The organism is Campylobacter sp. US25a (assembly GCF_004379075.1).
GTDB classification, from domain to species: Bacteria; Campylobacterota; Campylobacteria; order Campylobacterales; family Campylobacteraceae; genus Campylobacter_D; species Campylobacter_D jejuni.
The window spans coordinates 298,979-321,293 of record NZ_RYYM01000001.1; the positions used below are offsets into that span (position 1 = coordinate 298,979).

Here is a 22,315-nt window from a genome sequence, read left to right on the forward strand (position 1 = left end):
AGTTCAATGCAAGTAGAAGTTAAGTTAAAAGAAAATGCTTATAAGGTTTATATTGATGAACTTGAAGAATTAAAATTTGATAGTAAGGTTTTTATACTTTCAAATCCTAAGATTTCAGGTCTTCATTTGAAAACATTACTTTCTAAAATTAAGGCAAAAGAAATTTTTATTGCTACTGTAAAAGATGGTGAAGAATATAAAAATTTAAGCACCATAGAAGAAATTTTAAACCAAATGTTTAATTCTAAATTGGATAGAAAAAGCGTGCTTATAAGTTTTGGTGGTGGCGTGATTAGTGATATGGGCGGATTTGCTGCTAGTATTTATCAAAGAGGTATTGATTTTATAAATATTCCTACTACACTTTTAGCTTGCGTTGATGCAGCAGTAGGTGGAAAAACAGGTGTTAATAATAATTTTGGTAAAAATCTTATTGGCACTTTTTATCAACCTAAAGCTGTATATTGTGAGAGTTCTTTTTTAAAGACTTTGAGTTCTAGGGAACTTGCTGCAGGTATGGCTGAATTTATTAAAATGGCGACAATGTTTGATGATAGTATACTTGATTTTATAGAAAAAATTGATGAAAAAAGTTTCTTAAATGCTACTTGCGAGAATGAAATTTTTACTCAAATTATAGCAAGAAGCATAGAACTTAAATCAAGGGTTGTTGAACAAGATGAAAAAGAATCAGGGCTTAGAATGCTTTTAAATTATGGACATACTTTTGCTCATGTTATAGAAAATTTTACAGATTATAAGTTTTATTTACACGGAGAAGCAGTAGCTATAGGTATGGTTATGGCAAATCAATTAGCTTTAAATTTAGGGTTTTTGGATAAAATGCAAAGTCAAAGAATAAAAGATATTTTACTTAAATTCAGTTTGCCAATATCATATAAAATCAATAATGTAGATGAATTTTATGAAGCTTTTTTCATGGATAAAAAAAGCTCTAATAAAAAAATCAATTTTGTTCTTGCTAGTCCTTTGGGTAAGGGTTTGATAAAAAGCGATATTTCTAAAGAAGATATAATTGCAACTTTAAGAGAATTTCAATGAAAAAAATTATTATTTTAACCTTTTTTGTTGTTTTTGCTTTTGGTGATGTAAATCGGACTATTATTAATAATATAAATGAGAAAATTAATACTTTAAATACTGTAATCAGTGCTAGTATTTGGAATATACGTTATGAAAATTTTATAAAATATCAAGATATAAATGATGAATTAATCATTTTAAATCTTAATTTAAAAAAGACTTCCGATATTCACCAACAAGAAGAACTTAAACGCAAGATAGCAAATTTAGAAGAGCAATTGAGCTTGCTTAAAGAATATAAAGATTTAAATTTTGCACAAAGTCTTAGTGCTCCTGATAATATAGAAACTTTATCTAAACTTACTAATCCTTTGGCTATTATAGGAGCTTTTTCTCATATTAAGAAATTAAAAGGAGAAAAGGAAGAGTATATATTTAAATTTAATGATTTTAAAAATTTAGTAGATAAAATTAGAGAAAAAAACTCAGAACTTAAGGAATTAGTTGAGCTTAAACCAAGTGTTGAGAATATAGAAGCTTTAAAGGCTTCGGATAAAAAATTAGAAGAATTTGAGCAAGCTTTAAATTTTGCTAGTGTTTCTTATTCTGTTTATGAGAAAAAAATTGATGAAGAGCTTTCTCGAGTAAGTGCTGAGATTAAAGTTCAAAGTTTAAGGGCTGTAAATATACTTGTTGCTATTGTTGTTGTTATAGCTATAGCTTTTATGTTGAAATTTATTGCTAAAAAATATATTAAAGATAGTGAAAGATATTATACCGCTACGAAGATTATTAATTTTATTAATATAAATATTATTTTTCTTATTTTGCTCTTTGCTTATATAGAAAATATTACTTATCTTGTAACTATACTTGGTTTTGCTTCTGCAGGCTTAGCTATTGCTATGAAAGATATGTTTATGTCTATGCTTGGATGGTGTGTGATTATTTTTGGTGGAAGTTTTAGAGTAGGGGATCGTGTAAAAGTTTTTCAAAATGATACTACCTATATTGGAGATATTATAGATATTTCTTTTTTACGCATTACTCTTTATGAAGAGCTTACGCTTGAAACTTATAGCAAAAATCGTCGTAGTGGGCGTATTATATTTATTCCTAATAACTATGTTTTTACAAATTTGCTTGCTAATTATACTCATCATGGTATGAAAACCGTGCTTGATGGCATTGATATAAGTGTTACTTTTGATAGTAATCTTGATAAAGCGCAAGAAATTGTGGAAAATATTGTTACACGCCATGCCAAAGGTTATACTGAGCTTGCTAGAAAAAATATAGCTCGTTTACAACATGAATATAGTATTAAAAATCCTAAAGTGGAGCCAAGGTTTTTTATGTTTTTTGAACATTGGGGAATGCGAATTTCTGCATGGTATATGACCAATGCTTATGCGGCTTTGGTATTAAGAAGTACGATTAGTAAAGAGATTATAAAAGAATTTAATAAGCATAAAGATATAAAAATTGCTTATCCATCGCAAAATTTATATTTAGGAAATTTAAATCAAAATCATTTTGAACAACATCATGAAAATATGCATTTTCATGCAAGGAATAAAGATTGAAAGAAAAAGTTTTTTTTAAAACCTTTGGGTGTCGCACAAATATTTATGATACAGAGCTTTTAAAAAGTTATGTAAAAGATTATGAGATTATAAATGATGAGAATAAAGCACAAATTATCGTTGTAAATTCTTGCACGGTTACAAATGGAGCTGATAGCGGGATAAAGTCTTATGTAAATACCATGCAAAAAAAAGGCATTAAAGTTATACTTACAGGTTGTGGTGCTGTAAGCAAGGGTAAGGAGCTTTTAGATAAAAAGCAAGTTTTTGGAGTGCTTGGAGCGTCAAATAAAGATAAAATCAATGAATTTTTAGGAGCAAAGACAAGTTTTTATGAACTTGGAAATTTAAATTTTATTGATAAAGATATAGTTTGCGAATATGAAAATCATACCAAAGCTTTTGTGAAAATTCAAGAAGGTTGTGATTTTGCTTGTTCTTATTGTATTATTCCTAGCGTGCGGGGAAAATCAAGAAGTGTGGATGAAAAAGCTCTTTTAAAACAGGTTGAAATTTTGGGAGCTAATGGTTATAGTGAAATTGTTTTAACAGGGACTAATATAGGTTCATATGGGCTTAAAAATGGCACAAGTTTAGGCAAGCTTTTGCGGAAAATGGGACAAATTTCAGGTATAAAACGCATAAGGTTAGGTAGTTTAGAACCCGCACAAATTGATGAGAGTTTTTTAGAAATTTTAGATGAAACTTGGCTTGAAAGGCATTTACATATTGCATTGCAGCATACAAGTGAAAAAATGCTTCGTATAATGCGAAGAAGATCGCATACGGATAATGATTTAAAGCTTTTTAATACTATAGCAAGCAAAGGATATGCTTTAGGGACGGATTTTATAGTAGCTCATCCAGGTGAGAGTGAAGAGCTATGGCAAGAAGCTTTGAAAAAATTTAAAGAATTTCCACTCACTCATATTCATGCTTTTATTTTTAGTCCTAGAAACAACACGCATTCTGCTACCATGAAGGATGTGATAAATGGAACTTTAGCTAAAGAAAGGCTAAACACTTTAAAATCCATAGTAGAAAAAAATAATTATGAATTTAGGAAAAAAAATCAAGTTTCACTTGAAGTTTTGATAGAAAATCAAAAAGATGGTTTTTTTGAGGGTTATGATCAGTTTTTTAACAAGATCAAAATTAAAAGTGATAAAGATATAGCTAAAGAATGGATTGTTATATCTGAATATGAAGTGCAAGAAAAGTCTAACTTTGCAATTTTAAAAGGCTAGATAATGAAAAATAAAAAGATAATTTTAGCATCTTTTATGGTTTTATGTATGCTTTTGGGAATTTTATATTTTAAAAATGAACCTAAATATATAGATGAAAATCTTTATCAAAGTCTATTAAGCCAAAATTTAATCCAAAAAGCTGTGATTGATAAAGACGAAATTTGGCTTAAGGCAGAAGGTGAAAATTACGTAATTATAAAAGATGGCATAGATATAAAAACACTTTTAGCAAAAGTTCCTATAGAGGTTAAAAAAGATAACACGCTTTGGGTGTTTTTTATTTTACTTGTTTTTATTATCGCACTTTTTGTAAGTTTTGGTTATTTTGCCCGTAAAAAAGAATTGGCTAAATATCCTATATCAAATAAGAATCACATTCAAGCTCAAAATTCAAATATTAATTTAGAAAGTTCTCATATAAAACCTGTGATTTCAGATATTACTTTTAATGATGTAGCAGGTGTTGATGAAGTTAAAATGGAACTAAGCGAACTTGTAGATTTTTTACAAAATCCTAAAAAATATAAAGAATTTGGTGTAAAAATGCCAAAAGGTGTTTTAATGGTAGGCCCACCAGGTGTAGGAAAAACATTGATAGCAAAAGCAGTTGCAGGAGAAGCAGGGGTGCCATTTTTTTATCAAAGTGGTTCAAGTTTTGTTGAAATTTATGTAGGTATGGGTGCAAAAAGAGTTAGAGAGCTTTTTTCAAAAGCTAAAATGATGGCTCCTAGTATAGTTTTTATCGATGAAATAGATGCTGTAGGTAAAGCAAGGGGAGAAATGTCAAATGTTGAAAGAGATAGTACTTTAAATCAACTTTTAACCCAAATGGATGGTTTTGAGGACAATAGCGGGGTTATAGTTATAGCTGCAACAAATAAAATCGAACTTATGGATTCTGCTTTATTGCGTTCAGGGCGTTTTGATAGGAGAATTTTTTTATCTTTACCTGATTTTAAGGATAGACTTAAAATTTTAGAAATTTATATGAAGGATAAAAATAATAATATCAATTTAAATAAAATCGCCAAAGCAAGCGTAGGTTTTAGTGGAGCAGGACTTGAAACTTTGGTCAATGAAGCGGCAATTAATGCTTTAAGAAGAAATAGTGCTTTAGTTGAGGAAAGTGATTTTTATGCTGTATTAAATAAAGTTCTTTTAGGCAAGAAAAAGATTTTAAGTTTTAATGATGAAGAGAAAAAAATTCAAGCCACTTATCAAGCTGCAAAAGCTTTGAGTGCATATTATTTTGACATAGGATTTGATAAAATAACTCTCATTGAAGATCGTTTTAAAGAATATGAGCATAATATAAGATCAAAATCAGAGCTTATCAATCGTATAAAAGTTTATTTGGCTGGTTCTAGAGCTATGAAATTAATTTACAATGAAAGTTATACCAACTCGCAAGATGATTTTTTAAAGATTAAAGAATTGCTTGATTATATGTTGAGTTTTGATATGTTAGAAGAGTCAAATTTAAATGAACAAAAAAAAGAAATGGATGAATTTTTAAATTCTATGAAGGATAAAATTTTAAAATTATCAGAGCTTTTGCTTGAAAAAGAAAAGATAGAACATGATGATGTTAAAAATATAATGCAGATTTGATTATATTTTAATCATCAATTTCTTTGTGCAAGATAGTTCCATTAAAATCTATAAGAATTTTTACATCGTTATCAAATTTAATCTTGTAATGGTTGATTTTTCTTTCGATTTCTCTAGCTTTTGTATTTGGAAATTCGTTTTTAATGATATTAGCTAAATTTTGAGGTAAAAAATCTAGTTCAAAAGGAAAGGCTTTATTTTCAATTTCTTTCCAAGCTCCATCTATGTCAAATTCAAGTTCTGTCCCATCGCTAAGATAGACTTCATAGGAATTTTTGTCTTTTTGCACGATCCCTATAGGTGCTTTGAAATTATGTTGTAAAAATTCTTTAGAAACACTTGGCAAATTATCAGCAGAAATTATTATATCAGCGTTTAAAGATAAACTTAAAATAGTAATAATACTTAAAAATTTAATTTTCAATATTTTTCCTAATTATTTTTTAGTAAAATTGTAAAGAATTTTATGTGAATTTTATGTGAATTTTAAGACAATATTATAAAAAATAAAGGTTTAATACTTTGCTTACAATTTTTTTAATTTTTTTAAATGTTTTATGTTATTTTTTGATTTCTTATGATTATTGCAATATCCTTGGTTTGAATATTTTATTTTTTAATGGAGCTTATTGGCAACTTTTAAGTTCAATGTTTTTACATGGAAATTTAACTCATCTTATATTAAATATGATAGTTTTATTTCAATTTGGGCGTATATTAGAAACTTATTTGGGTGCTTTGCGTTTTATTTTTATTTATTTTATTGGCGGGTTGTTATGTTCACTTTTAAGTGTTTTTTATGTGTATTTTGATTTTAAATATTTTGGAGAAAATATAAATGTCATAGGTGCTAGTGGTGCAATTTGTGTTTTAATGGGTTTTTATGCTGTTCTTGATAAAAATAGCACAAAAGGACTTATAGTGGCAATTTTACTTATGAGTTTTGCGCCATTACTTATGGGGGTAAATGTTGCTTGGTATGGTCATATTTTCGGGTTTATATGTGGTTATATTTTAGCTAAAATAAAAGAGGTAAAATGAAAAAAATTTATATTATAAGACATGCAAAAGCAAGTAAGAGAGGAGATATCGATGATTTTGAAAGAAAGCTTACTAAGAGTGGAAAGGAAGATTTAAAAAAACTTTTTAAGAATCTTGCCTTGCATGAAATTCATCCTGATTTAGTGTTATCAAGTCCTGCTGTTAGAACCGCTAAAACAGCGAAAAAAATAGCCAAATTTTATAATTTTGATAAAAATAAAATTTGTTTTGATGAAAGATTGTATCTTTGCAATGTTGAGAAATTGCTAAAAATTTTGCAAGATATTGATGATGAGTTTAATGAAGTGTTTTTAGTGGGCCATAATCCTGGTTTAATGGAGCTTGGAGAGTTATTAAGCTCGCTATGTTTAGCTTCTTTTCCAACTTCTTCTATCTTGTGTTTAGAATTTGATATTAAGGAATTTAAAAATTTAAAAAAACATAGCGGAAAATTAGTTTTTTTTGAACATGTACGCAAGTTAAAAGAAGAAAAAGATTTAGGTTTTTAGTAAGAGATTGACTCTTACTTCCAACCTTCTATATAATTTTTTAGTTTTCTTCCTACTTTAGGGTGTTTGAGTTTTTTTATAGCTGAGCTTTCTATTTGTCTCACTCTTTCTCGAGTGACATTAAGCTCTTTCCCAATTTCTTCTAAGGTTCTATCGCTTTCATCATCCATTAAGCCAAAGCGCATTCGAATTACCGCTTTTTCCCTATCGTTTAATTGATCTAAAACTTCATCAATTTGTTCTTTTAAATCATCCTTTAAGATATGATCCATTGGAGAAAGTGAATTTCTATCTTCAACAAAATCTCCAAATTTACCATCATCTTCATTTCCTATTGGAGCTTCAAGAGAAATTGGTTCTTTTGTAATTTTAATAACTTGTTTAACCTTATCTACGCTTAAACCTACTTCTTTAGCTATAACGCTGACATCAGGTTCTTTTCCATCTTTTTGTAGATGTTCGCGGATAATTTTGTTAATTTGATTGATGGTTTCTATCATGTGGATTGGAATTCTTATGGTTCTTGCTTGATCAGCTATAGCCCTTGAAATAGCTTGCCTGATCCACCAGGTTGCATAAGTGGAAAATTTATAACCCCTTTTGTATTCAAACTTATCCACAGCTTTCATCAAGCCTATATTCCCTTCTTGAATAAGATCTAAGAAAGGTAGACCACGATTTGTGTAGCGTTTAGCTATGCTTACAACAAGACGCAAGTTTGATTTTGCCATTCTTCCTTTTGCTTCATCAGAGATTTTTTTACCACGTTTAATTTGCTCTAAAATTTCTTTTAAACGTGATTTTTCAAGATCAAAGCTTTTTTCACTGGCTTCTTTAGTTTGAAATAGTTTTTTAATTTCCATATAAGTGCTTACCATGGTTGTTTCTAAAGCTCGCTCTGTGATTTCTTCTTTGCTCAATTTTGTAATATCTTTTAAAATATCTGCATGGCGTTTTTTAAGTTCATCAGAAAACATAGGTAAGCGGTATTCTAAACGCTTAAGTTCTTTGTCAAATTCTTCATCACTTTTTAGTGCAGTTTCCATTGATTTTACGATTTCACTAATAAGTTTTGAAGTAGGACCTAGATCCATTAATTTTTCTTTTAAAATATTTTTTTTGAATGCAATACTTAATTTATCTAAAAGCTCATCTCCACTTTCTTTGTCTTTGGATGTTTTTAGCCAATCTTTTTTAGCTTTTTCTAGAGCTTTAAATTTTTCTATAACTTTTAAAGTTCTTTCATCTTCTTTTTTGCTGTTTTTTTTAGTATTTTCTTCATCTGTTTCTAATTCTGTTTCGTTTTCTTCATCTTCATCTATATCAAGTTCATCAAGTTTATCATCACTTTTTTCTTCATCGTCAAAGCTTTTAAATAATTCTTTTACTCTTCTTTCTCTGTTTATTAAAGGTTCTTTATAATCTAAAATAAAATCTATTAAATAAGGTACAGAACAAAAAGCATCAATAATAATATCTTCACCAAGTTCTATTTTTTTAGAAATTTCAATTTCTTCATCTTTGCTTAATAAAGCAATTTGTCCCATTTCTCTTAAATACATACGAACAGGAGAGTCTGATCTGCTCCATTCTAATAAATCGTTTTCATTGGCTAAATCAAATTCGTTCTCAAGGCTTGTATCTTGGAGTTTTTGTTTTTCTTCTTGGAGTCTTTTTGCATCTTCTATGTTTTTCATTTGTGCAATTTCGGCCGCTGAAAAAAGTTGCACTTTGTGTTTTTTCACTAATGCTTGCACTTTTTTAGCGGTTGATGCACTTGGTTGTTTTGTAAGATATTTTACCAATTTTTCATATGTGATATAATCTTTTGCATTTTCTTGAAATAATTCTTCTAGTTCAGCTTCTTGAGTTTTGGCGTTCATTGATTATCCTTGAAATTTATATAAGCTTTAGATTTTATCTAAAAATTGCTTAACTTTCTATATAAATCGGTTATTATGCTTATGATTTAAATATTTTTTCAAATTTTTCTAAAGCTCTGTTAAAATTATAATTTTTTCTTTTTAAGGTATAAAATTTACGCTTTAGGTTGATATTTTTTAACTTGATTTCATAAAGTGTTGAATTTTTTAATTCTTTTTCTATGCTTTTTTTGGAAAAAATAGAGATTGCTTTTTTTTGTAAAACAAGTTCTTTAATCGCAGCCATTCTATCAAGCTCAAGAAAAATATTAAGTTTTTTTGAGCTTGCACCAATTTCGTTTAAAAATTTATCCCTTAAGCCTGAGCCTACTTCTCTTAAAATCCACTTTTGTTCTAAAAGTTCATCGATATAAAATTCTTTTTCATTGAATTTTTTATCACTTGTGGCTACTATAAGTTCATCATTTTGCCAAAAATTTATTTCTAAATTTTCATACTCCACTAAAGCTGGATCAAGTTCTGCTTCAATAATTGCAAATTCTATATTTCCGTTTTTTAGCAAATTTAAACATTCTTTTGAATTCTGTGTTTGAGAGCGAATTTCTATGTTTTTAAATTCTGCTTTAAAATCAAATAAAATAGGAGCTAAAAAATGTTCAGAAATGCTTTGAGTTGAGGCTATTTTTATTTCCCCTAAGAGCATACTTTCGTCGTTTAATTTTTCTAAGCTTTGGTAGTAGGCTTGTATAATTTTTAACCAATTTTTTCCTAGTTCTAAAGCTTTTGGTGTAGGTAAGAGTTTTTTTCCAAGTCTTTCAAATAAAATGCCATCAAATTTATTTTCTAAATTTTTAATTACTATTGAAACATTAGGTTGAGTTATGGAAAAATTGTTGGCTGTATGAGTTGGACTTTGAGTGTTTAAAAGATCTAAAAATATTTCCATATCTTTGATTTTCATGAGTGATTCCTTTATTTAATAAAAAAAAATTATTATAAAAATTAAAATAATATATTTTTATAATTTTAATAAAAAAAATATAATAACACAAAATTTAGAAAAAGGAAAATAAATGAAAACAAGTTTTTTAGCACATAGCATGGCTATAGTGCGTTCAAATTTTAAGGGTTTGCTTTTTACTGCTTGTATAGTGATTTTTGCTATGTATTTTTCTAGTGTTCAAAGTATCAAAGATACTACTCATTTGGCAGCGACTGCTTTTGCTATCATCATAGGAGTGTTGCTCTCTCCTTGGTTTTTTAAATACCAACATCATTTTCAAGCTGGAGTGCATTTTAGTGCAAAAAAGCTTTTAAGACTCGGTATTGTTTTATATGGTTTTAATATTACTTTAACTGAGCTTTTAAGTGTAGGGTTGAAAGGGTTTTTACTTTCTGCTATAGTGATATTTTTTGTTTTTATTATTGCTTTATTTGTAGGAATGAAAATTTTTAAACTCGATAAAGAAACTTCTATGCTTGTTGGAGCCGGAAGTGCGATTTGCGGTGCGGCAGCGGTTTTAGCGTTGGAGTCAAGTTTAAAAAGTGATCCTTTTAAAGGAATTTTAGCTGTAGGTACGGTGGTGATTTTTGGACTTGTGTTTATGTTTTTGTATCCTATAGCTTTTTCTTTAAATCTTTTTCCTTTTTTTGATCAAAATGCTATGGGGGTTTTTATGGGGGCTACTTTGCATGAAGTGGCAAATGTTGCAGGTGCCGCTGAAATGGCAAAAGATATGGCAGGATTTGAGCAAGGTGCTTCTAATGTTGCAGTGATTATAAAAATGATGAGAGTGATTTTACTTGTGCCTTTTTTGCTTATAGTGACTTATTTTTTTGCTAAAAATCAGCATTCAAGCAGTGGAAAAACTGCAAAAAGTATTACTATTCCTTATTTTGCATTCGCATTTTTAGGTATGATAGTTTTAAATACATATCTAGCAACTAAAGAAAGTATTTTAGGTATTGCTACGAGTGATATTATTTCTTTAGGTAAAACACTTTGTACTTTATGTATTGTTTTTGCTATGGCAGCTTTAGGTTTGCAAATTGACTTTAAAAAATTTTTAAAGAGTGGCTCTAGAGTATTTGGTTTGGCTTTTGTTTTAGGGCTTGTTTTGATTTTTGGAGGATATTTTTTAACTTTGACTTTTAAAGGTATACTTTGGTAATAACAATTATTTTTTGAAAAAAATTATTTTTATTAATCAAGTGATAATATAATTATTTTTGTTTAATAAAATCTCATTTTGAAGGAGTTAAAATGAAAAAAATTGTTTTAAGTATTTTAAGTTCTTGTTTATTAGCATCTGCTTTAAGTGCCGTATCTTTTAAAGAAGATAGTTTAAAAATATCTTTTGAAGGGTATAAAACTAAGGATATGGTAGGAGTAGAAGGTGAATTTAAGAATGTAGAATATAAATTTTCTAAAAATGCAAAGGATTTTGCAAGTTATCTTAAAGGCGCTAAAGCTACTATAAAGCCAAGTAATGCTTTTATGGGTGAAGGCAATGATGTTATAACTAATAATATCACAAAAGTGTTTTTTCCTGCTTTATTGGGAAATGCAGATATTAAAGTTGTTTTCCAAGATGTGATTGTAGGTGAAAACAAAGGCATTATTTCAGCAAAAATTACCATGGATAAAAAAAGTACTATTGTACCTTTAACTTATACCATCAAAGATAATAAATTTGAAGCTAAAGGGCAGCTTGATTTGCATACTTTTAAAAATGGCTCTAAAGCGTTAAAAGCATTAAGTGATGCTGCTCCAGGACATGGTGGAATCTCTTGGCCTTTGGTTGATATCAGTTTTAATGCTGATTTAGCAGAATAAAAAGTAGCCTTAGGGCTACTTTAAAATACAGTATTTTCTTAAATTATTTTCAAAAATTTCATAATTTTTTATATTTTCAAGTTCTTGATAAATTTCACTGCCTTTCCATAAAATAAAAACCGTATTGTCATCTTTTAGATTTTTGCAAATTTCAAGCAAAGGCTTGACATCCATTAAGGCTCTTGAAGTGATGATATCGGCTTTAAAGGTATTTTTACATTCTTGAACTTTTTCTTTGTAAATATGTAAATTTGAAAGTTCGCATTCTATTTTTAGTGTCCGTAAAAAGGCAACTTTTTTGGGATTGGGTTCGAAAAGGTGAAAATTGCTTTGCAGTAAAAAGGCTAAAAATACAGCTGGAAATCCTGCGCCACTTCCTATATCGGCAATATTTTTTGCTTTAGAAAAATCATAAAAATCTAAAATTTTAATACTATCAAAGATATTTTCATCTATATTTTTTAAATGAGTAAGATTGTGAATGCGGTTAAATTTAGATAATAATTCTTTATAAATTTTTATTTTTTCTTCAAAGTTTTTTAAATCATAGTTTTGTAAAAAATCATAATCTTTAAAAATCATTTATTTAAGATGTCCCATTTGAGTTTGTTTTATGTTTAAATACTCTGCATTAAAACGATTAGGTTCTATTAAAATCGGTATGCGTGTGATGATTTTTTCTTTAATAGAATCTAGCTTTTCAGGGTTATTTGTAAGTAAATTAACCTTAGAAATTTCATAGTATTTGAGTATAAATTCTACAATTTCATAAGTTCTCTCATCGGCTTTAAAGCCAAGCTGATGATTTGCTTTAATCGTATCAAAACCTTTATCTTGTAAAGCATAAGCATTAACCTTGTTAAAAAGTCCTATACCTCTTCCTTCTTGTCTAAGATAAATCACCATTCCGCCGTTTTTTTCTATATATTTGAGTGAAAATTCAAGCTGTTCTCCGCAGTCACATTTTAAACTTCCTAAAGCATCTCCTGTTAAGCACTCTGAATGAATTCTTAGATTGAGTGTGTCTTTTGGAGTATTTTTAAATATACATAAATGTTCTTTATCATTTTCTTTAAAACTTTGTATTTGGAAATTTCCCCATTTGCTAGGTAAATTCGCAATTTCTGAAATTTTTATTTTCATTTACTACTCTCTATAATCAAATTTATGTTAAGATTTTAGCAAAAAAAGGACAAAAAAATGTTTAAAAGATTTAGAAGATTAAGGCTTAATGAAAACTTAAGATCTATGGTAAGGGAAAATTCTTTAAGCGTGAATGATTTGATTTATCCGCTTTTTGTGGTTAGTGGAACGGGGATAAAAAAAGAAATTTCTTCTATGCCCGATGTGTTTCAAATGAGTTTAGATGAAATTTTAAAAGAGTGTCAAAATGTAGTCAACTTAGGTATTAAAGCTATTATACTTTTTGGCGTTTTAGAAAATGAGAAAAAAGATAGTTGCGGAAGCGATGCTTTAGATGATGAAGGGCTTGTTGCAAGAAGCATAAGAGAGATTAAGAAAAATTTTCCAGATCTTTTTGTAATTAGCGATCTTTGTTTTTGTGAGTATACAGATCACGGGCATTGTGGGATTATCGATCCAAAAACAAAAAGCGTAGATAATGATGCCACTTTAGAAATTTCAGCCAAACAAGCCTTAGTTCACGCAAGAGCAGGGGTAGATATGATAGCACCTAGTGGGATGATGGATGGTATTATCACTACTTTGCGTGAAGCTTTAGATAAAGAAGGTTTTGAAAATTTGCCTATAATGGCGTATTCTACTAAATTTGCATCAAGTTATTATGGGCCATTTCGAGATGTAGCAGAGTCAGCTCCAAGTTATGGAGATAGAAAAAGCTATCAAATGGATTTTGCTAATGGTAAAGAAGCTTTAGAAGAAAGTTTGGAAGATGAAACGCAAGGAGCTGATATTTTGATGGTAAAACCTGCTCTTGCTTATCTTGATGTGGTTAAGGAAATATCTCTTCATTCTAACTTGCCTTTGTGTGTTTATAATGTAAGCGGAGAATATGCTATGCTAAAGGCAGCTAAAAATGCGGGAGTGATTGATTATGAAAAAATCTTATATGAAACTATGATAGCTTTTAAAAGAGCAGGGGCAAAGCTTATCATCACTTATCATGCCAAAGAATTAGCTAAAATGTTAAAAGGAGAAAAATGAAACATTTTTTAACTTTAAGAGATTTTTCTAAGGAGGAAATTTTAAGCCTTGTAAATCATGCTAGCGAGCTTAAAAAAGAGCCTAAAAAACTTTTACAAGATAAAACTTTAGCAATGATTTTTGAGAAAAATTCTACAAGAACAAGAATGGCTTTTGAATTAGCCATAACAGAGCTTGGCGGAAAGGCTTTATTTTTAAATAGCAATGATTTACAACTTAGTCGTGGCGAGCCTATAAAGGATACAGCTAGGGTGATAGGGGCGATGGTTGATTTTGTTATGATGAGAGTCAATAAACATAAAACTTTACTCGAATTTGCAAGATATTCTAAAGCCCCTGTGATCAATGCTTTAAGCGAGCTTTATCACCCTACTCAGGTTTTAGGAGATTTGCTTACTATCAAAGAATGGAATAAGATGCAAAATGGTATAGCAAAAGTTGCTTTTATCGGAGATAGTAACAATATGTGCAATTCTTGGCTTATTGCGGCTGCGATTTTGGGCTTTGAATTTAGTATAGCTATACCAAAAAACTATAAAATTAGCCCTGAAATTTGGGAATTTGCTATGAAACAGGCTTTGATTTCAGGAGCTAAAATTTCCTTAAGCCATGATAAATTTGAAGCCTTAAAGGATAAAGATGTAGTCATCACCGATACTTGGGTTTCCATGGGTGAAGAGAATGAAAAAGAACGCAAGATTAAAGAATTTGAAGGATTTATGATCGATGAAAAGGCTATGAGCATTGCCAATAAAGACGCGATATTGCTTCATTGTTTGCCTGCTTATAGGGGTTATGAAGTGAGTGAAGAAATTTTTGAAAAACATGCAGATGTGATTTTTGAAGAAGCAAGAAATCGCCTTTATGTGGTAAAAGCCTTGCTTTGCTTTTTGGATAATCAGAGAGGAAGAGAATGAAAGAGCTAGAAAAGTATAGCATTTGCTTAAAACGCATTGATGAATTTAGTCAAAATCTAGGAATAAAGAAAAAAGATAGAACGATTTTTAAAATGAAGCAAAGCGAGAATGAAAACGAAAAATGTTTAGTTCTTGAAAATGGAAGTTTTGATTCTCCTGAGCCTTGGTTTGTGATTGATGAAAACGATGAAATTCACACTTTGCTTTCTTTACAAAGTCTTAAGAATATACTTGAAAGTTTAAAACAAAGTCAAAAAGAGAATTTTGAATTGCGTTTAGAAAAGGCGATTTATCAACAAATTCCTGTAGATTTTAACGATGTTTGGACGGTTGCTATGGATGAGATCAAGCAAAAGGCGCAAAATGGCACCATGGAAGTTAGTATTGATCTTGAAAAATTAATTTCTAAAATCAAACAAAAGCATCCAAATTTATTTGTAGATATGCAAGCGATGATAGAAAGGGTAAACCAAAATGAGAGATTATAAAGCTTTTGTAAAATACTCTAAAGCAGGACCACGCTACACTTCTTATCCTACAGCAGTAGAGTTTAATGCAAATTTCAAATACGAAGAATATATAGAAATTTTAAAAAAGCAAGATAGATCTTTATCGCTTTATTTTCATTTACCATTTTGTAGGAGTGCCTGTTATTTTTGTGGTTGCAATGTTATTTATACAGCCAAAGAAGAGAGTAAAGAAAGATATTTAACTTATATTTTTAAAGAGCTTGATATTTTAAGTACTATTTTAGATACTAAAAGAGAAGTGGTGCAAATGCACTTTGGGGGCGGAACTCCAACTTTTTTTAGTGCTAAACAACTTCAAAATTTGATTTTAAAAATCAGATCTATTTTTAGAAATTTTTCTAAAGATGCAGAGATTAGCTGTGAGATCGATCCGCGTTTTTTAAATGACGAACAAGCCACAGTTTTAACACAAAATGGCTTTAATCGTATCAGCTTTGGAGTGCAGGATTTTGATGAAAAAGTTCAAAAAGAAATTCATCGCATCCAGCCTTTTGAATTAACACAAAATGCTTTAAATCTTGTAAGAAGTAAAGGCATAAAGTCTGTAAATATGGATTTAATTTATGGTTTGCCTTATCAAAATTTACAAAGCTTTACACAAACTTTAGAAAAAGTTATGCTTTTAAATCCTGATCGTTTGGCGATTTTTAATTACGCTCATGTGCCTTGGCTTAAGAAAAATATGAGAAAATTTGATGAAAATACCTTGCCAAGTCCTGATGTTAAACTTGAAATTTTAGAATTTTGTGAGAATTTTTTGAGTAAAAACGGCTATAAAATGATAGGTATGGATCATTTTGCAAAAGAAAATGATGAGCTTTTTAAAGCTTTAGAAAATGGAACTTTACATAGAAATTTCCAAGGTTATACTACTAAAGGTGGTGCTAATTTAGTCGGTGTTGGGCTTACAAGTATAGGCGAAGGACAAAGACATTATGCGCAAAATTTTAAAGATATGTCAAGTTATGAGGCTGCATTAGATAGAGGAGTTTTGCCTTTTGAAAGAGGCGTAGCTTTAAGCGATGATGATGAGCTTAGAAAAGCAGTGATTATGGAGTTAATGGCAAATTTTAAGCTTGATATCAAGTCAATAGAAAAAGAATTTTGCATTGATTTTCAGGAGTATTTTAAAGAGGATTTAAAAGCTTTAGAAGAATACAAAGATTTTATTAATTTTGATGAAAATCTTATCAAAGTCAATGAAACAGGTGTTTTGCTTATAAGAAATATTGCTATGTGTTTTGATGCTTATATGAAAAACATTAGTGAAGATAAAAAAGTATTCTCAAAAACGGTGTAAGATGAAATTTAGTCAAATAAGTGATGCTTGTGTTAAATGTGGCAAATGTATACCTGTTTGTACTATACATGAAGAAAATCGCGATGAAATTACCAGTCCAAGAGGATTTTTAGATCTTTTATCTGCTTATAAAGAGGGAATTCTAGAACTTGATAAAGAAGCTAAGAAAGTTTTTGAATCTTGTTTTTTATGTACCAATTGTGTTGAAGTGTGTCCAAGTAAATTAAGAGTAGATAATGCCATAGAAGAAGTTCGTTATGACATAGCTAAAAAATTTGGTATAGCTTGGTATAAAAAACTTATTTTTTTCTTTTTAAGAAGACGCACAATTTTAGATTTGGTAGCTAAGCTTGGCTATGTGTTTCAAAGTTGTGTGTTTAAAATTCAAAATGAGAATGAAAATACAGGTATGAAGGCAAGATTTTCCATGCCTTTTGTTAAAAAGGGAAGATTACTTACAAGTTTTAATAAAAAAAGTTTCTTAAATTCTAATCCAAAATTTATCAATAATGATGGAGAAAAAACAATAGGTTTTTTTGTAGGTTGTTTGGCGAATTATTTTTACATAGATACGGCTAATGCAGTGCTTAAAATCACTAGGGAATTAAAAATCAATGTGGATTTGATGAAAGAACAAGTGTGTTGTGGAGCGCCGCAATTTTTTACGGGTGATTTTAAAAGTGTTGAAGTTTTGGCTAAAAAAAATATTGAGTATTTTGAAAAAAAATTAGAAAAATTAGATGCTATTATAGTTCCTGAGGCTACTTGTTCGGCTATGTTAAAGATAGATTATGAACATTTTTTTATAATGCAAAATGATTTAGACTGGGCAAAACGCGCAAAATGTGTGTCATCTAAGATATATATGGCTAGCGAGTATTTTTATAAATTTACTTCTTTGGAAGAAATTTTAAAAACAAAAAATAAATTTAATTATAGCATTACTTATCACGATCCTTGCCATGCAAGAAAAATGCAAGGGGTTTTTAAAGAGCCAAGAGAACTTTTAAAAACAAATTATCATTTTGTAGAAATGAGTAATTCTAATACTTGTTGCGGTTTTGGCGGGATGAGTATGCAAACGGATTATTATGATAAAGCCTTAAGTGTAGGGCTTAAAAAAGCACAAATGATCGATGAAAGTAAGGCTAGTGTGGTAAGTGCCGAGTGTTCAGCTTGTAGAATGCAAATTTCAAATGCATTAGAACAAAATTCAAGTAAGGTTGTTTTTGCTAGTCCTTTAGAGCTTATAGCAAAAGCTTTGTGATGATGAAGATAGTATTTAAAGGCAAAAGTTCTGAATATGAAATTCAAAGATCGTGCTTTTGTGTTGATGCTTTTGTGATTAAAGATAAGATTGAAGAACGAGATGGTGTTGATTTTATCACTTCAAATATAGAGCTTTTGGAATTTAGTGATGACAGTTTTACTTTTGAAGAAATTGTAAAACATTTTAATATTTGTAATAGTGAAGATATGATTATCGTTGAAGATTTTGACATGAAATCAAACAAAGATAATCAAAACCAAGAAGATAATATAGAACATGGCATCTTAAAATCCGAAAAAATAATACATGAAAACACAAAACAAATAAGTATGCAATTTAAAAATTTAAAATTTTTTTCAAGAATTTTTAAAAATGAAAATTTTCTTTCTGATTTTAAAGAAAGCAAGCAAGAAGTTGTTGCTATCAAAAAACATGAAAAACTTGAAATTTTTAAAAATTTATCTCAAGAAGATCAAGAAATTAGTTTTGTTAAAATTGAAATTTTAAATTATGATAGTAATGAAGATAGTTTAAGTTTTAATCTTGATATATTTCCAAGCGGTATGAGCTATAAGTATGGAATTTTAAAAGGTTCTATGCATATTATTTTACAAGGTAAAACTTCTAGTACGATGCTTTTTCCGTTTTTAAAAAGCATGATTTATAAAAATAAAAGCGAAAATTCAAGTGAAAAAATTTTTACTTTAATGATAAATCAGAAAAAGCACTATAAACTTATCGCAAATCTTTCTTAGTTTTATTTTATTATATTTTCTATATTAGAGCGATTTTTTTCAATTAAAGAGCGATTTTTTTGAGTTGTTTCTTTAAGATCGGCTATATCTTCTTTCATATTTTGTATGTTTTGGTTGAGTAATTTTATCTTTTTTTCATAGCGAGTAACGATGATAAAGACTACAAATAAAAATATAATAATCAAAAAAATAAATGCTAAAAATTCCATATTTTTCCTTTTTAAAACTAGATTTTGAAATATATCATTTAAATACTTCAAAAAACTTTTATGGGTTTTTATTTTGTATTTTAGTTTTTTTATCTTTAAACTTATATATAAATTTTCAAAAAGTAACAAAAAAATATATAAAAAAATAATTAAATTAAAAAAATAATCAAAGATAATAAATATCTCATTTTTTTATGTTATATTTTAATAAATATCCAAAAAGGATTTTAATATGGAAAAATCACTTTTATTTCATTTTAGACGCATTGGGGTTGAATTTATTATTTTTAGTGTTTATGCTGTTTTTAGTATCTCTTGGGCAGCAACAGGGTCTTTAATGCCCTTGATTTCAAATGATCTTGCTCTAAATACTCAGCAAGCTACTTTAATCACTAGTATGATAGTAGTTGCGAAAATTTTTGGTGCTTCATTTACTGCTTTTTTGGTTTATAAATTCGGATTAAAAAAGGGATATTTTTTAGGCTGTATTTTAATGAGTTCGGGTATCTTTTTAAGTTTTGTAGATAGTTATAGCGGTATTTTGATTATAAGATTTTTAACAGGGCTTGGTTCAGCTTGTGCTTTAGTTTGCTTAGTGCCTATTGCACAACAATGGTTTGAAAAAAAAGCTTTACATTTTGTAATTAGTTTTAATATGACTTCAAATTTGGTAGGCATTACCCTAGGACTTGTTTTAGCTGAAAGTATCTCAAATTATTTTGGAAATTGGAGAGATTCTTTATCATTTTATGCTTGGATTAATTTGATTTTATTGATTTTGTGGCTTTTTGTAGGTAAAGATGAGAATAAAAAAGAAGAAAAAAAGAATAATGCAAAAGATCTTATTTATGCTCTAAAATCTCGTGTTACTTGGGGTATGATTATTTTTTACATAGGGCCTATTTTATTTTTAAATTCTCTTTTTACTTTTTTACCAACTTTTTATGCGCAATATGCGGGTTTTAGTAAAGAATTAGCTGATTTTGCTAAAAAAGAAATTCCAGCCTTGGCTAATTTTGCTATTATTTTTGGTCCTTATCTTGGATTATTTTTTAAAAGAAAAAATATTTCTTTTAAAATAATGTTATTGTCTGGAGGAGCGTGTATTTTTATATGCGGATTTTGTATGTTGTTTTTACAAAATTTAGTATTGATACAGATTTTTGCTGTGTTATCAGGCATTTTTTATTCTATGTGGTTTCCATTTTTCTTTAATCTACCTTCAGAATTAAAAAATTCCAATCCAAATCAAACTGCTTATATTATGAGTGCTTTTTGGAGTATTACCTTTGTTATACTATCATTTAACCTATGGGTAGTATCTTGGAGTGTTGATAAAACCCATAGTTTTACTTTGGGTTTTGTTTATATTTTTGCTTTGATTTTTATTTCAGCGATCTTAGCACAATTTGTTTTACCTAGAAGAGAAAATTTTATACAAGGAGAAAAATAGAATGAATTTAATTCCAGAAATACTAGACTTACAAGGCGAATTTGAAAAAATTCGTCATCAAATTCATGAAAATCCTGAGCTTGGTTTTAATGAATTATGTACTGCAAAATTAGTGGTACAAAAATTAAAAGAATTTGGTTATGAGGTTTATGAAGAAATAGGAAAAACAGGCGTTGTTGGGGTTTTAAAAAAGGGAAATAGCGATAAAAAAATAGGGCTTCGTGCAGATATGGATGCTTTGCCTTTACAAGAATGCACAAATTTGCCTTATAAAAGCAAAAAAGAAAATGTAATGCATGCTTGCGGTCATGATGGACATACTACTTCTTTATTGCTTGCTGCAAAATATTTAGCAAGTCAGAATTTTAATGGCACTCTAAATCTTTATTTTCAACCTGCTGAAGAGGGTTTGGGTGGTGCTAAGGCAATGATAGAAGATGGATTGTTTGAAAAATTTGATAGTGATTATGTTTTTGGATGGCACAATATGCCTTTTGGTAGCGATAAGAAATTTTATCTTAAAAAAGGTGCGATGATGGCTTCTTCGGATAGTTATAGCATTGAAGTTATTGGAAGAGGTGGTCATGGAAGTGCTCCAGAAAAGGCAAAAGATCCTATTTATGCTGCTTCTTTACTTGTGGTGGCTTTACAAAGCATAGTATCTCGCAATGTTGATCCCCAAAATTCAGCAGTTATAAGCATAGGAGCTTTTAATGCAGGGCATGCTTTTAATATCATTCCAGATATTGCAACGATTAAAATGAGTGTTAGAGCATTAGATAATGAAACTAGAAAGCTAACTGAAGAAAAAATTTATAAAATTTGTAAAGGTATTGCACAGGCTAATGATATAGAGATTAAAATCAATAAAAATGTTGTTGCACCAGTGACTATGAACAACGATGAAGCTGTGGATTTTGCTAGTGAGGTTGCAAAAGAATTATTTGGCGAAAAAAATTGTGAATTTAATCATCGTCCTTTAATGGCAAGTGAGGATTTTGGATTTTTTTGCGAAATGAAAAAATGCGCCTATGCTTTTTTAGAAAATGAAAACGACATTTATTTACATAATTCTAGTTATGTTTTTAATGATAAGCTTTTAGCTAGGGCTGCAAGTTATTATGCGAAGCTAGCTTTAAAATACTTAAAATAAAAACTAATCTAGAATTTCAAGCACAATTTCTTTCTTTAAACCTTTGATTTGAATTTCTTTGAGTTTTAGGTTTGAAGGAAGGTTTGCTAAAAGCTCTTTATTGTTTTTTACTTGGTTTTTTGCACTTATGGAGAGTAAAATTCCCCTATAAGCTTTAGCAAAATGACTGATGACTTTACCATTTTTTACAAATTTATAAGTATAAAATTTCTTTTTTGGGGTGTAGAATTTATCATAAAATCCCGCTCTAAGATCAAGTATTTCTTCATTTTCTAAGTACTCATCTAAGGCTTTACTAAAATGTTCTTTATAAAATTTCTCTATGGTAAAATTTCCTATTTTAGCCCCTTGCTTGAATTTATAAAAGGGTAGGGTATCATTAGCTCTTACAACGCCAAAAAGATTAGAAAATATAAGAGTATTTTCTAAAATATAAGCTTGGCTTTTTTTATCTAAGGCTTTAAAATTAAGATATTCATAACTTACCCCAGTGTAAAGCATTATAGCTTCTTGGGTGGGAGCTTGTTTTAAGTCGTGTTTAAATTTATCAATTTCATTTTCGTTTTTAATGCCAAAAAGTTCTTGTAAATTCTGTAAACTTGCGTTTTTGATAAATTCTTCATAATGCTTTAAAGCTTCCATTCTATAAGGAAATAATTCTTTAAATATAAATGAGTTTTCATTGATGGGATTTTTTACGCAATTTGCATTTTTGCTTTCACTAGGGGAGAATAAAATTTTCATTTTAGCCTTTTTTGTTAATATTATGAAAACATTAAGAGCA

General features: G+C 28.9%; 23 protein-coding genes. 16 read left to right on the forward strand and 7 right to left on the reverse strand.

What is annotated here, in order from left to right:
- Window positions 1–6: 6 nt before the first annotated feature.
- From aroB to ELQ12_RS01555, 4 genes are read left to right on the forward strand one after another with little or no spacing between them, the layout of a single operon-like run.
- Window positions 7–1,062, forward strand: a complete 1,056-nt coding sequence (aroB, locus tag ELQ12_RS01540) for a 3-dehydroquinate synthase (RefSeq protein ID WP_070284217.1) — start codon at window positions 7–9, stop codon at window positions 1,060–1,062.
- Complete coding sequence (locus ELQ12_RS01545; RefSeq protein WP_002880605.1) at window positions 1,059–2,630, forward strand: mechanosensitive ion channel domain-containing protein; 1,572 nt, start codon at window positions 1,059–1,061, stop codon at window positions 2,628–2,630. The genes aroB and ELQ12_RS01545 overlap by 4 nt, the downstream gene beginning before the upstream one ends.
- Complete coding sequence (gene mtaB / locus ELQ12_RS01550; RefSeq protein WP_002861742.1) at window positions 2,627–3,877, forward strand: tRNA (N(6)-L-threonylcarbamoyladenosine(37)-C(2))-methylthiotransferase MtaB; 1,251 nt, start codon at window positions 2,627–2,629, stop codon at window positions 3,875–3,877. The genes ELQ12_RS01545 and mtaB overlap by 4 nt, the downstream gene beginning before the upstream one ends.
- A 3-nt stretch (window positions 3,878–3,880) precedes the next feature.
- Entirely contained in the window at window positions 3,881–5,491 is a 1,611-nt protein-coding gene (locus tag ELQ12_RS01555) for an ATP-dependent metallopeptidase FtsH/Yme1/Tma family protein (RefSeq protein WP_070261217.1), read from the forward strand.
- 7 nt (window positions 5,492–5,498) lie between these two features.
- Here the strand turns inward: ELQ12_RS01555 and ELQ12_RS01560 are convergent, their stop codons facing one another.
- Window positions 5,499–5,915 carry a PepSY-like domain-containing protein gene (locus ELQ12_RS01560; protein ID WP_004305692.1) on the reverse strand — a complete coding sequence of 139 codons (417 nt, stop codon included), beginning with the start codon at window positions 5,913–5,915 and terminating at the stop codon, window positions 5,499–5,501.
- A 98-nt stretch (window positions 5,916–6,013) separates the two neighbouring features.
- Between ELQ12_RS01560 and ELQ12_RS01565 the strand changes: the two genes are divergently transcribed.
- Entirely contained in the window at window positions 6,014–6,532 is a 519-nt protein-coding gene (locus tag ELQ12_RS01565; protein ID WP_052949359.1) for a rhomboid family intramembrane serine protease, read from the forward strand.
- Window positions 6,529–7,041, forward strand: a complete 513-nt coding sequence (locus tag ELQ12_RS01570) for a histidine phosphatase family protein (protein WP_070240127.1) — start codon at window positions 6,529–6,531, stop codon at window positions 7,039–7,041. Before ELQ12_RS01565 ends, ELQ12_RS01570 begins: the two co-directional genes overlap by 4 nt.
- Window positions 7,042–7,055: 14 nt before the next feature.
- Here ELQ12_RS01570 and rpoD read toward each other — a convergent pair whose 3' ends face one another.
- Window positions 7,056–8,924 (reverse strand): RNA polymerase sigma factor RpoD, encoded by a 1,869-nt coding sequence (gene rpoD / locus ELQ12_RS01575; RefSeq protein ID WP_134264523.1) that lies wholly within the window; start codon window positions 8,922–8,924, stop codon window positions 7,056–7,058.
- Between the two features lie 79 nt (window positions 8,925–9,003).
- A complete protein-coding gene (locus tag ELQ12_RS01580) occupies window positions 9,004–9,885 on the reverse strand; it encodes a LysR family transcriptional regulator (RefSeq protein WP_004305699.1) in 882 nt (293 codons plus the stop codon).
- 112 nt (window positions 9,886–9,997) lie between these two features.
- Between ELQ12_RS01580 and ELQ12_RS01585 the strand changes: the two genes are divergently transcribed.
- Together ELQ12_RS01585 and ELQ12_RS01590 are read left to right on the forward strand one after the other, a co-directional pair.
- The gene (locus tag ELQ12_RS01585; RefSeq protein ID WP_134264524.1) at window positions 9,998–11,095 is read left to right on the forward strand and encodes a YeiH family protein; all 1,098 of its coding nucleotides are present in this window, start codon (window positions 9,998–10,000) and stop codon (window positions 11,093–11,095) included.
- Window positions 11,096–11,187: 92 nt separating this feature from the next.
- The gene (locus ELQ12_RS01590; RefSeq protein ID WP_134264525.1) at window positions 11,188–11,760 is read left to right on the forward strand and encodes a hypothetical protein; all 573 of its coding nucleotides are present in this window, start codon (window positions 11,188–11,190) and stop codon (window positions 11,758–11,760) included.
- 15 nt (window positions 11,761–11,775) lie between these two features.
- Here the strand turns inward: ELQ12_RS01590 and rsmG are convergent, their stop codons facing one another.
- Window positions 11,776–12,342, reverse strand: a complete 567-nt coding sequence (gene rsmG, locus ELQ12_RS01595; RefSeq protein WP_134264526.1) for a 16S rRNA (guanine(527)-N(7))-methyltransferase RsmG — start codon at window positions 12,340–12,342, stop codon at window positions 11,776–11,778.
- Window positions 12,343–12,903: a GTP cyclohydrolase II gene (gene ribA / locus ELQ12_RS01600; protein WP_070252672.1), complete on the reverse strand. Its 561-nt coding sequence runs from the start codon at window positions 12,901–12,903 to the stop codon at window positions 12,343–12,345. It lies immediately after the preceding gene.
- Between the two features lie 57 nt (window positions 12,904–12,960).
- Here ribA and hemB point away from each other — a divergent pair, with 57 nt between their 5' ends.
- Genes hemB through ELQ12_RS01630 form a run of 6 tightly spaced genes read left to right on the forward strand, consistent with a single transcriptional unit; the run spans window position 12,961 to window position 18,716 of the window.
- Window positions 12,961–13,944 carry a porphobilinogen synthase gene (gene hemB / locus ELQ12_RS01605; protein WP_134264527.1) on the forward strand — a complete coding sequence of 328 codons (984 nt, stop codon included), beginning with the start codon at window positions 12,961–12,963 and terminating at the stop codon, window positions 13,942–13,944.
- Entirely contained in the window at window positions 13,941–14,861 is a 921-nt protein-coding gene (gene argF, locus ELQ12_RS01610; protein WP_134264528.1) for an ornithine carbamoyltransferase, read from the forward strand. The genes hemB and argF overlap by 4 nt, the downstream gene beginning before the upstream one ends.
- Window positions 14,858–15,349, forward strand: a complete 492-nt coding sequence (locus ELQ12_RS01615) for a DUF2603 domain-containing protein (RefSeq protein WP_044779214.1) — start codon at window positions 14,858–14,860, stop codon at window positions 15,347–15,349. The genes argF and ELQ12_RS01615 overlap by 4 nt, the downstream gene beginning before the upstream one ends.
- Window positions 15,336–16,691 (forward strand): oxygen-independent coproporphyrinogen III oxidase, encoded by a 1,356-nt coding sequence (hemN, locus tag ELQ12_RS01620; RefSeq protein ID WP_134264529.1) that lies wholly within the window; start codon window positions 15,336–15,338, stop codon window positions 16,689–16,691. The genes ELQ12_RS01615 and hemN overlap by 14 nt, the downstream gene beginning before the upstream one ends.
- A 1-nt stretch (window position 16,692) precedes the next feature.
- Entirely contained in the window at window positions 16,693–17,958 is a 1,266-nt protein-coding gene (locus ELQ12_RS01625; protein WP_134264530.1) for a (Fe-S)-binding protein, read from the forward strand.
- Window positions 17,955–18,716: a DUF5416 family protein gene (locus tag ELQ12_RS01630; RefSeq protein WP_134264531.1), complete on the forward strand. Its 762-nt coding sequence runs from the start codon at window positions 17,955–17,957 to the stop codon at window positions 18,714–18,716. Before ELQ12_RS01625 ends, ELQ12_RS01630 begins: the two co-directional genes overlap by 4 nt.
- 2 nt (window positions 18,717–18,718) lie before the next feature.
- On the opposite strand, the gene ELQ12_RS01635 is transcribed toward ELQ12_RS01630, so the two are convergent.
- Window positions 18,719–18,925: a membrane protein gene (locus tag ELQ12_RS01635; RefSeq protein WP_002853356.1), complete on the reverse strand. Its 207-nt coding sequence runs from the start codon at window positions 18,923–18,925 to the stop codon at window positions 18,719–18,721.
- Window positions 18,926–19,157: 232 nt separating this feature from the next.
- On the opposite strand from ELQ12_RS01635, the gene ELQ12_RS01645 reads away from it, so the two are divergent.
- Window positions 19,158–20,378 (forward strand): MFS transporter, encoded by a 1,221-nt coding sequence (locus tag ELQ12_RS01645; protein ID WP_002861726.1) that lies wholly within the window; start codon window positions 19,158–19,160, stop codon window positions 20,376–20,378.
- A gap of 1 nt (window position 20,379) precedes the next feature.
- Window positions 20,380–21,531, forward strand: coding sequence for a M20 aminoacylase family protein (locus tag ELQ12_RS01650; RefSeq protein WP_134264532.1), 1,152 nt, complete (start codon window positions 20,380–20,382; stop codon window positions 21,529–21,531).
- Between the two features lie 3 nt (window positions 21,532–21,534).
- Here ELQ12_RS01650 and yaaA read toward each other — a convergent pair whose 3' ends face one another.
- A complete protein-coding gene (gene yaaA, locus ELQ12_RS01655) occupies window positions 21,535–22,275 on the reverse strand; it encodes a peroxide stress protein YaaA (protein WP_134264533.1) in 741 nt (246 codons plus the stop codon).
- Window positions 22,276–22,315 lie beyond the last annotated feature (40 nt).

Excerpts from the sequence above, each read along its gene's own strand:
- ELQ12_RS01555 (WP_070261217.1), top strand. The coding sequence starts at position 3,881 with ATGAAAAATAAAAAGATAATTTTAGCATCTTTTATGGTTTTATGTATG.
- hemB (WP_134264527.1), top strand. The coding sequence starts at position 12,961 with ATGTTTAAAAGATTTAGAAGATTAAGGCTTAATGAAAACTTAAGATCT.
- ELQ12_RS01625 (WP_134264530.1), top strand. The coding sequence starts at position 16,693 with ATGAAATTTAGTCAAATAAGTGATGCTTGTGTTAAATGTGGCAAATGT.
- rsmG (WP_134264526.1), bottom strand. The coding sequence starts at position 12,342 with ATGATTTTTAAAGATTATGATTTTTTACAAAACTATGATTTAAAAAAC.
- ELQ12_RS01570 (WP_070240127.1), top strand. The coding sequence starts at position 6,529 with ATGAAAAAAATTTATATTATAAGACATGCAAAAGCAAGTAAGAGAGGA.
- ELQ12_RS01645 (WP_002861726.1), top strand. The coding sequence starts at position 19,158 with ATGGAAAAATCACTTTTATTTCATTTTAGACGCATTGGGGTTGAATTT.
- rpoD (WP_134264523.1), bottom strand. The coding sequence starts at position 8,924 with ATGAACGCCAAAACTCAAGAAGCTGAACTAGAAGAATTATTTCAAGAA.
- argF (WP_134264528.1), top strand. The coding sequence starts at position 13,941 with ATGAAACATTTTTTAACTTTAAGAGATTTTTCTAAGGAGGAAATTTTA.
- ELQ12_RS01615 (WP_044779214.1), top strand. The coding sequence starts at position 14,858 with ATGAAAGAGCTAGAAAAGTATAGCATTTGCTTAAAACGCATTGATGAA.
- ELQ12_RS01585 (WP_134264524.1), top strand. The coding sequence starts at position 9,998 with ATGAAAACAAGTTTTTTAGCACATAGCATGGCTATAGTGCGTTCAAAT.
- ELQ12_RS01650 (WP_134264532.1), top strand. The coding sequence starts at position 20,380 with ATGAATTTAATTCCAGAAATACTAGACTTACAAGGCGAATTTGAAAAA.
- ELQ12_RS01580 (WP_004305699.1), bottom strand. The coding sequence starts at position 9,885 with ATGAAAATCAAAGATATGGAAATATTTTTAGATCTTTTAAACACTCAA.
- ELQ12_RS01545 (WP_002880605.1), top strand. The coding sequence starts at position 1,059 with ATGAAAAAAATTATTATTTTAACCTTTTTTGTTGTTTTTGCTTTTGGT.
- ELQ12_RS01635 (WP_002853356.1), bottom strand. The coding sequence starts at position 18,925 with ATGGAATTTTTAGCATTTATTTTTTTGATTATTATATTTTTATTTGTA.
- yaaA (WP_134264533.1), bottom strand. The coding sequence starts at position 22,275 with ATGAAAATTTTATTCTCCCCTAGTGAAAGCAAAAATGCAAATTGCGTA.
- aroB (WP_070284217.1), top strand. The coding sequence starts at position 7 with ATGCAAGTAGAAGTTAAGTTAAAAGAAAATGCTTATAAGGTTTATATT.
- hemN (WP_134264529.1), top strand. The coding sequence starts at position 15,336 with ATGAGAGATTATAAAGCTTTTGTAAAATACTCTAAAGCAGGACCACGC.
- ELQ12_RS01590 (WP_134264525.1), top strand. The coding sequence starts at position 11,188 with ATGAAAAAAATTGTTTTAAGTATTTTAAGTTCTTGTTTATTAGCATCT.
- ribA (WP_070252672.1), bottom strand. The coding sequence starts at position 12,903 with ATGAAAATAAAAATTTCAGAAATTGCGAATTTACCTAGCAAATGGGGA.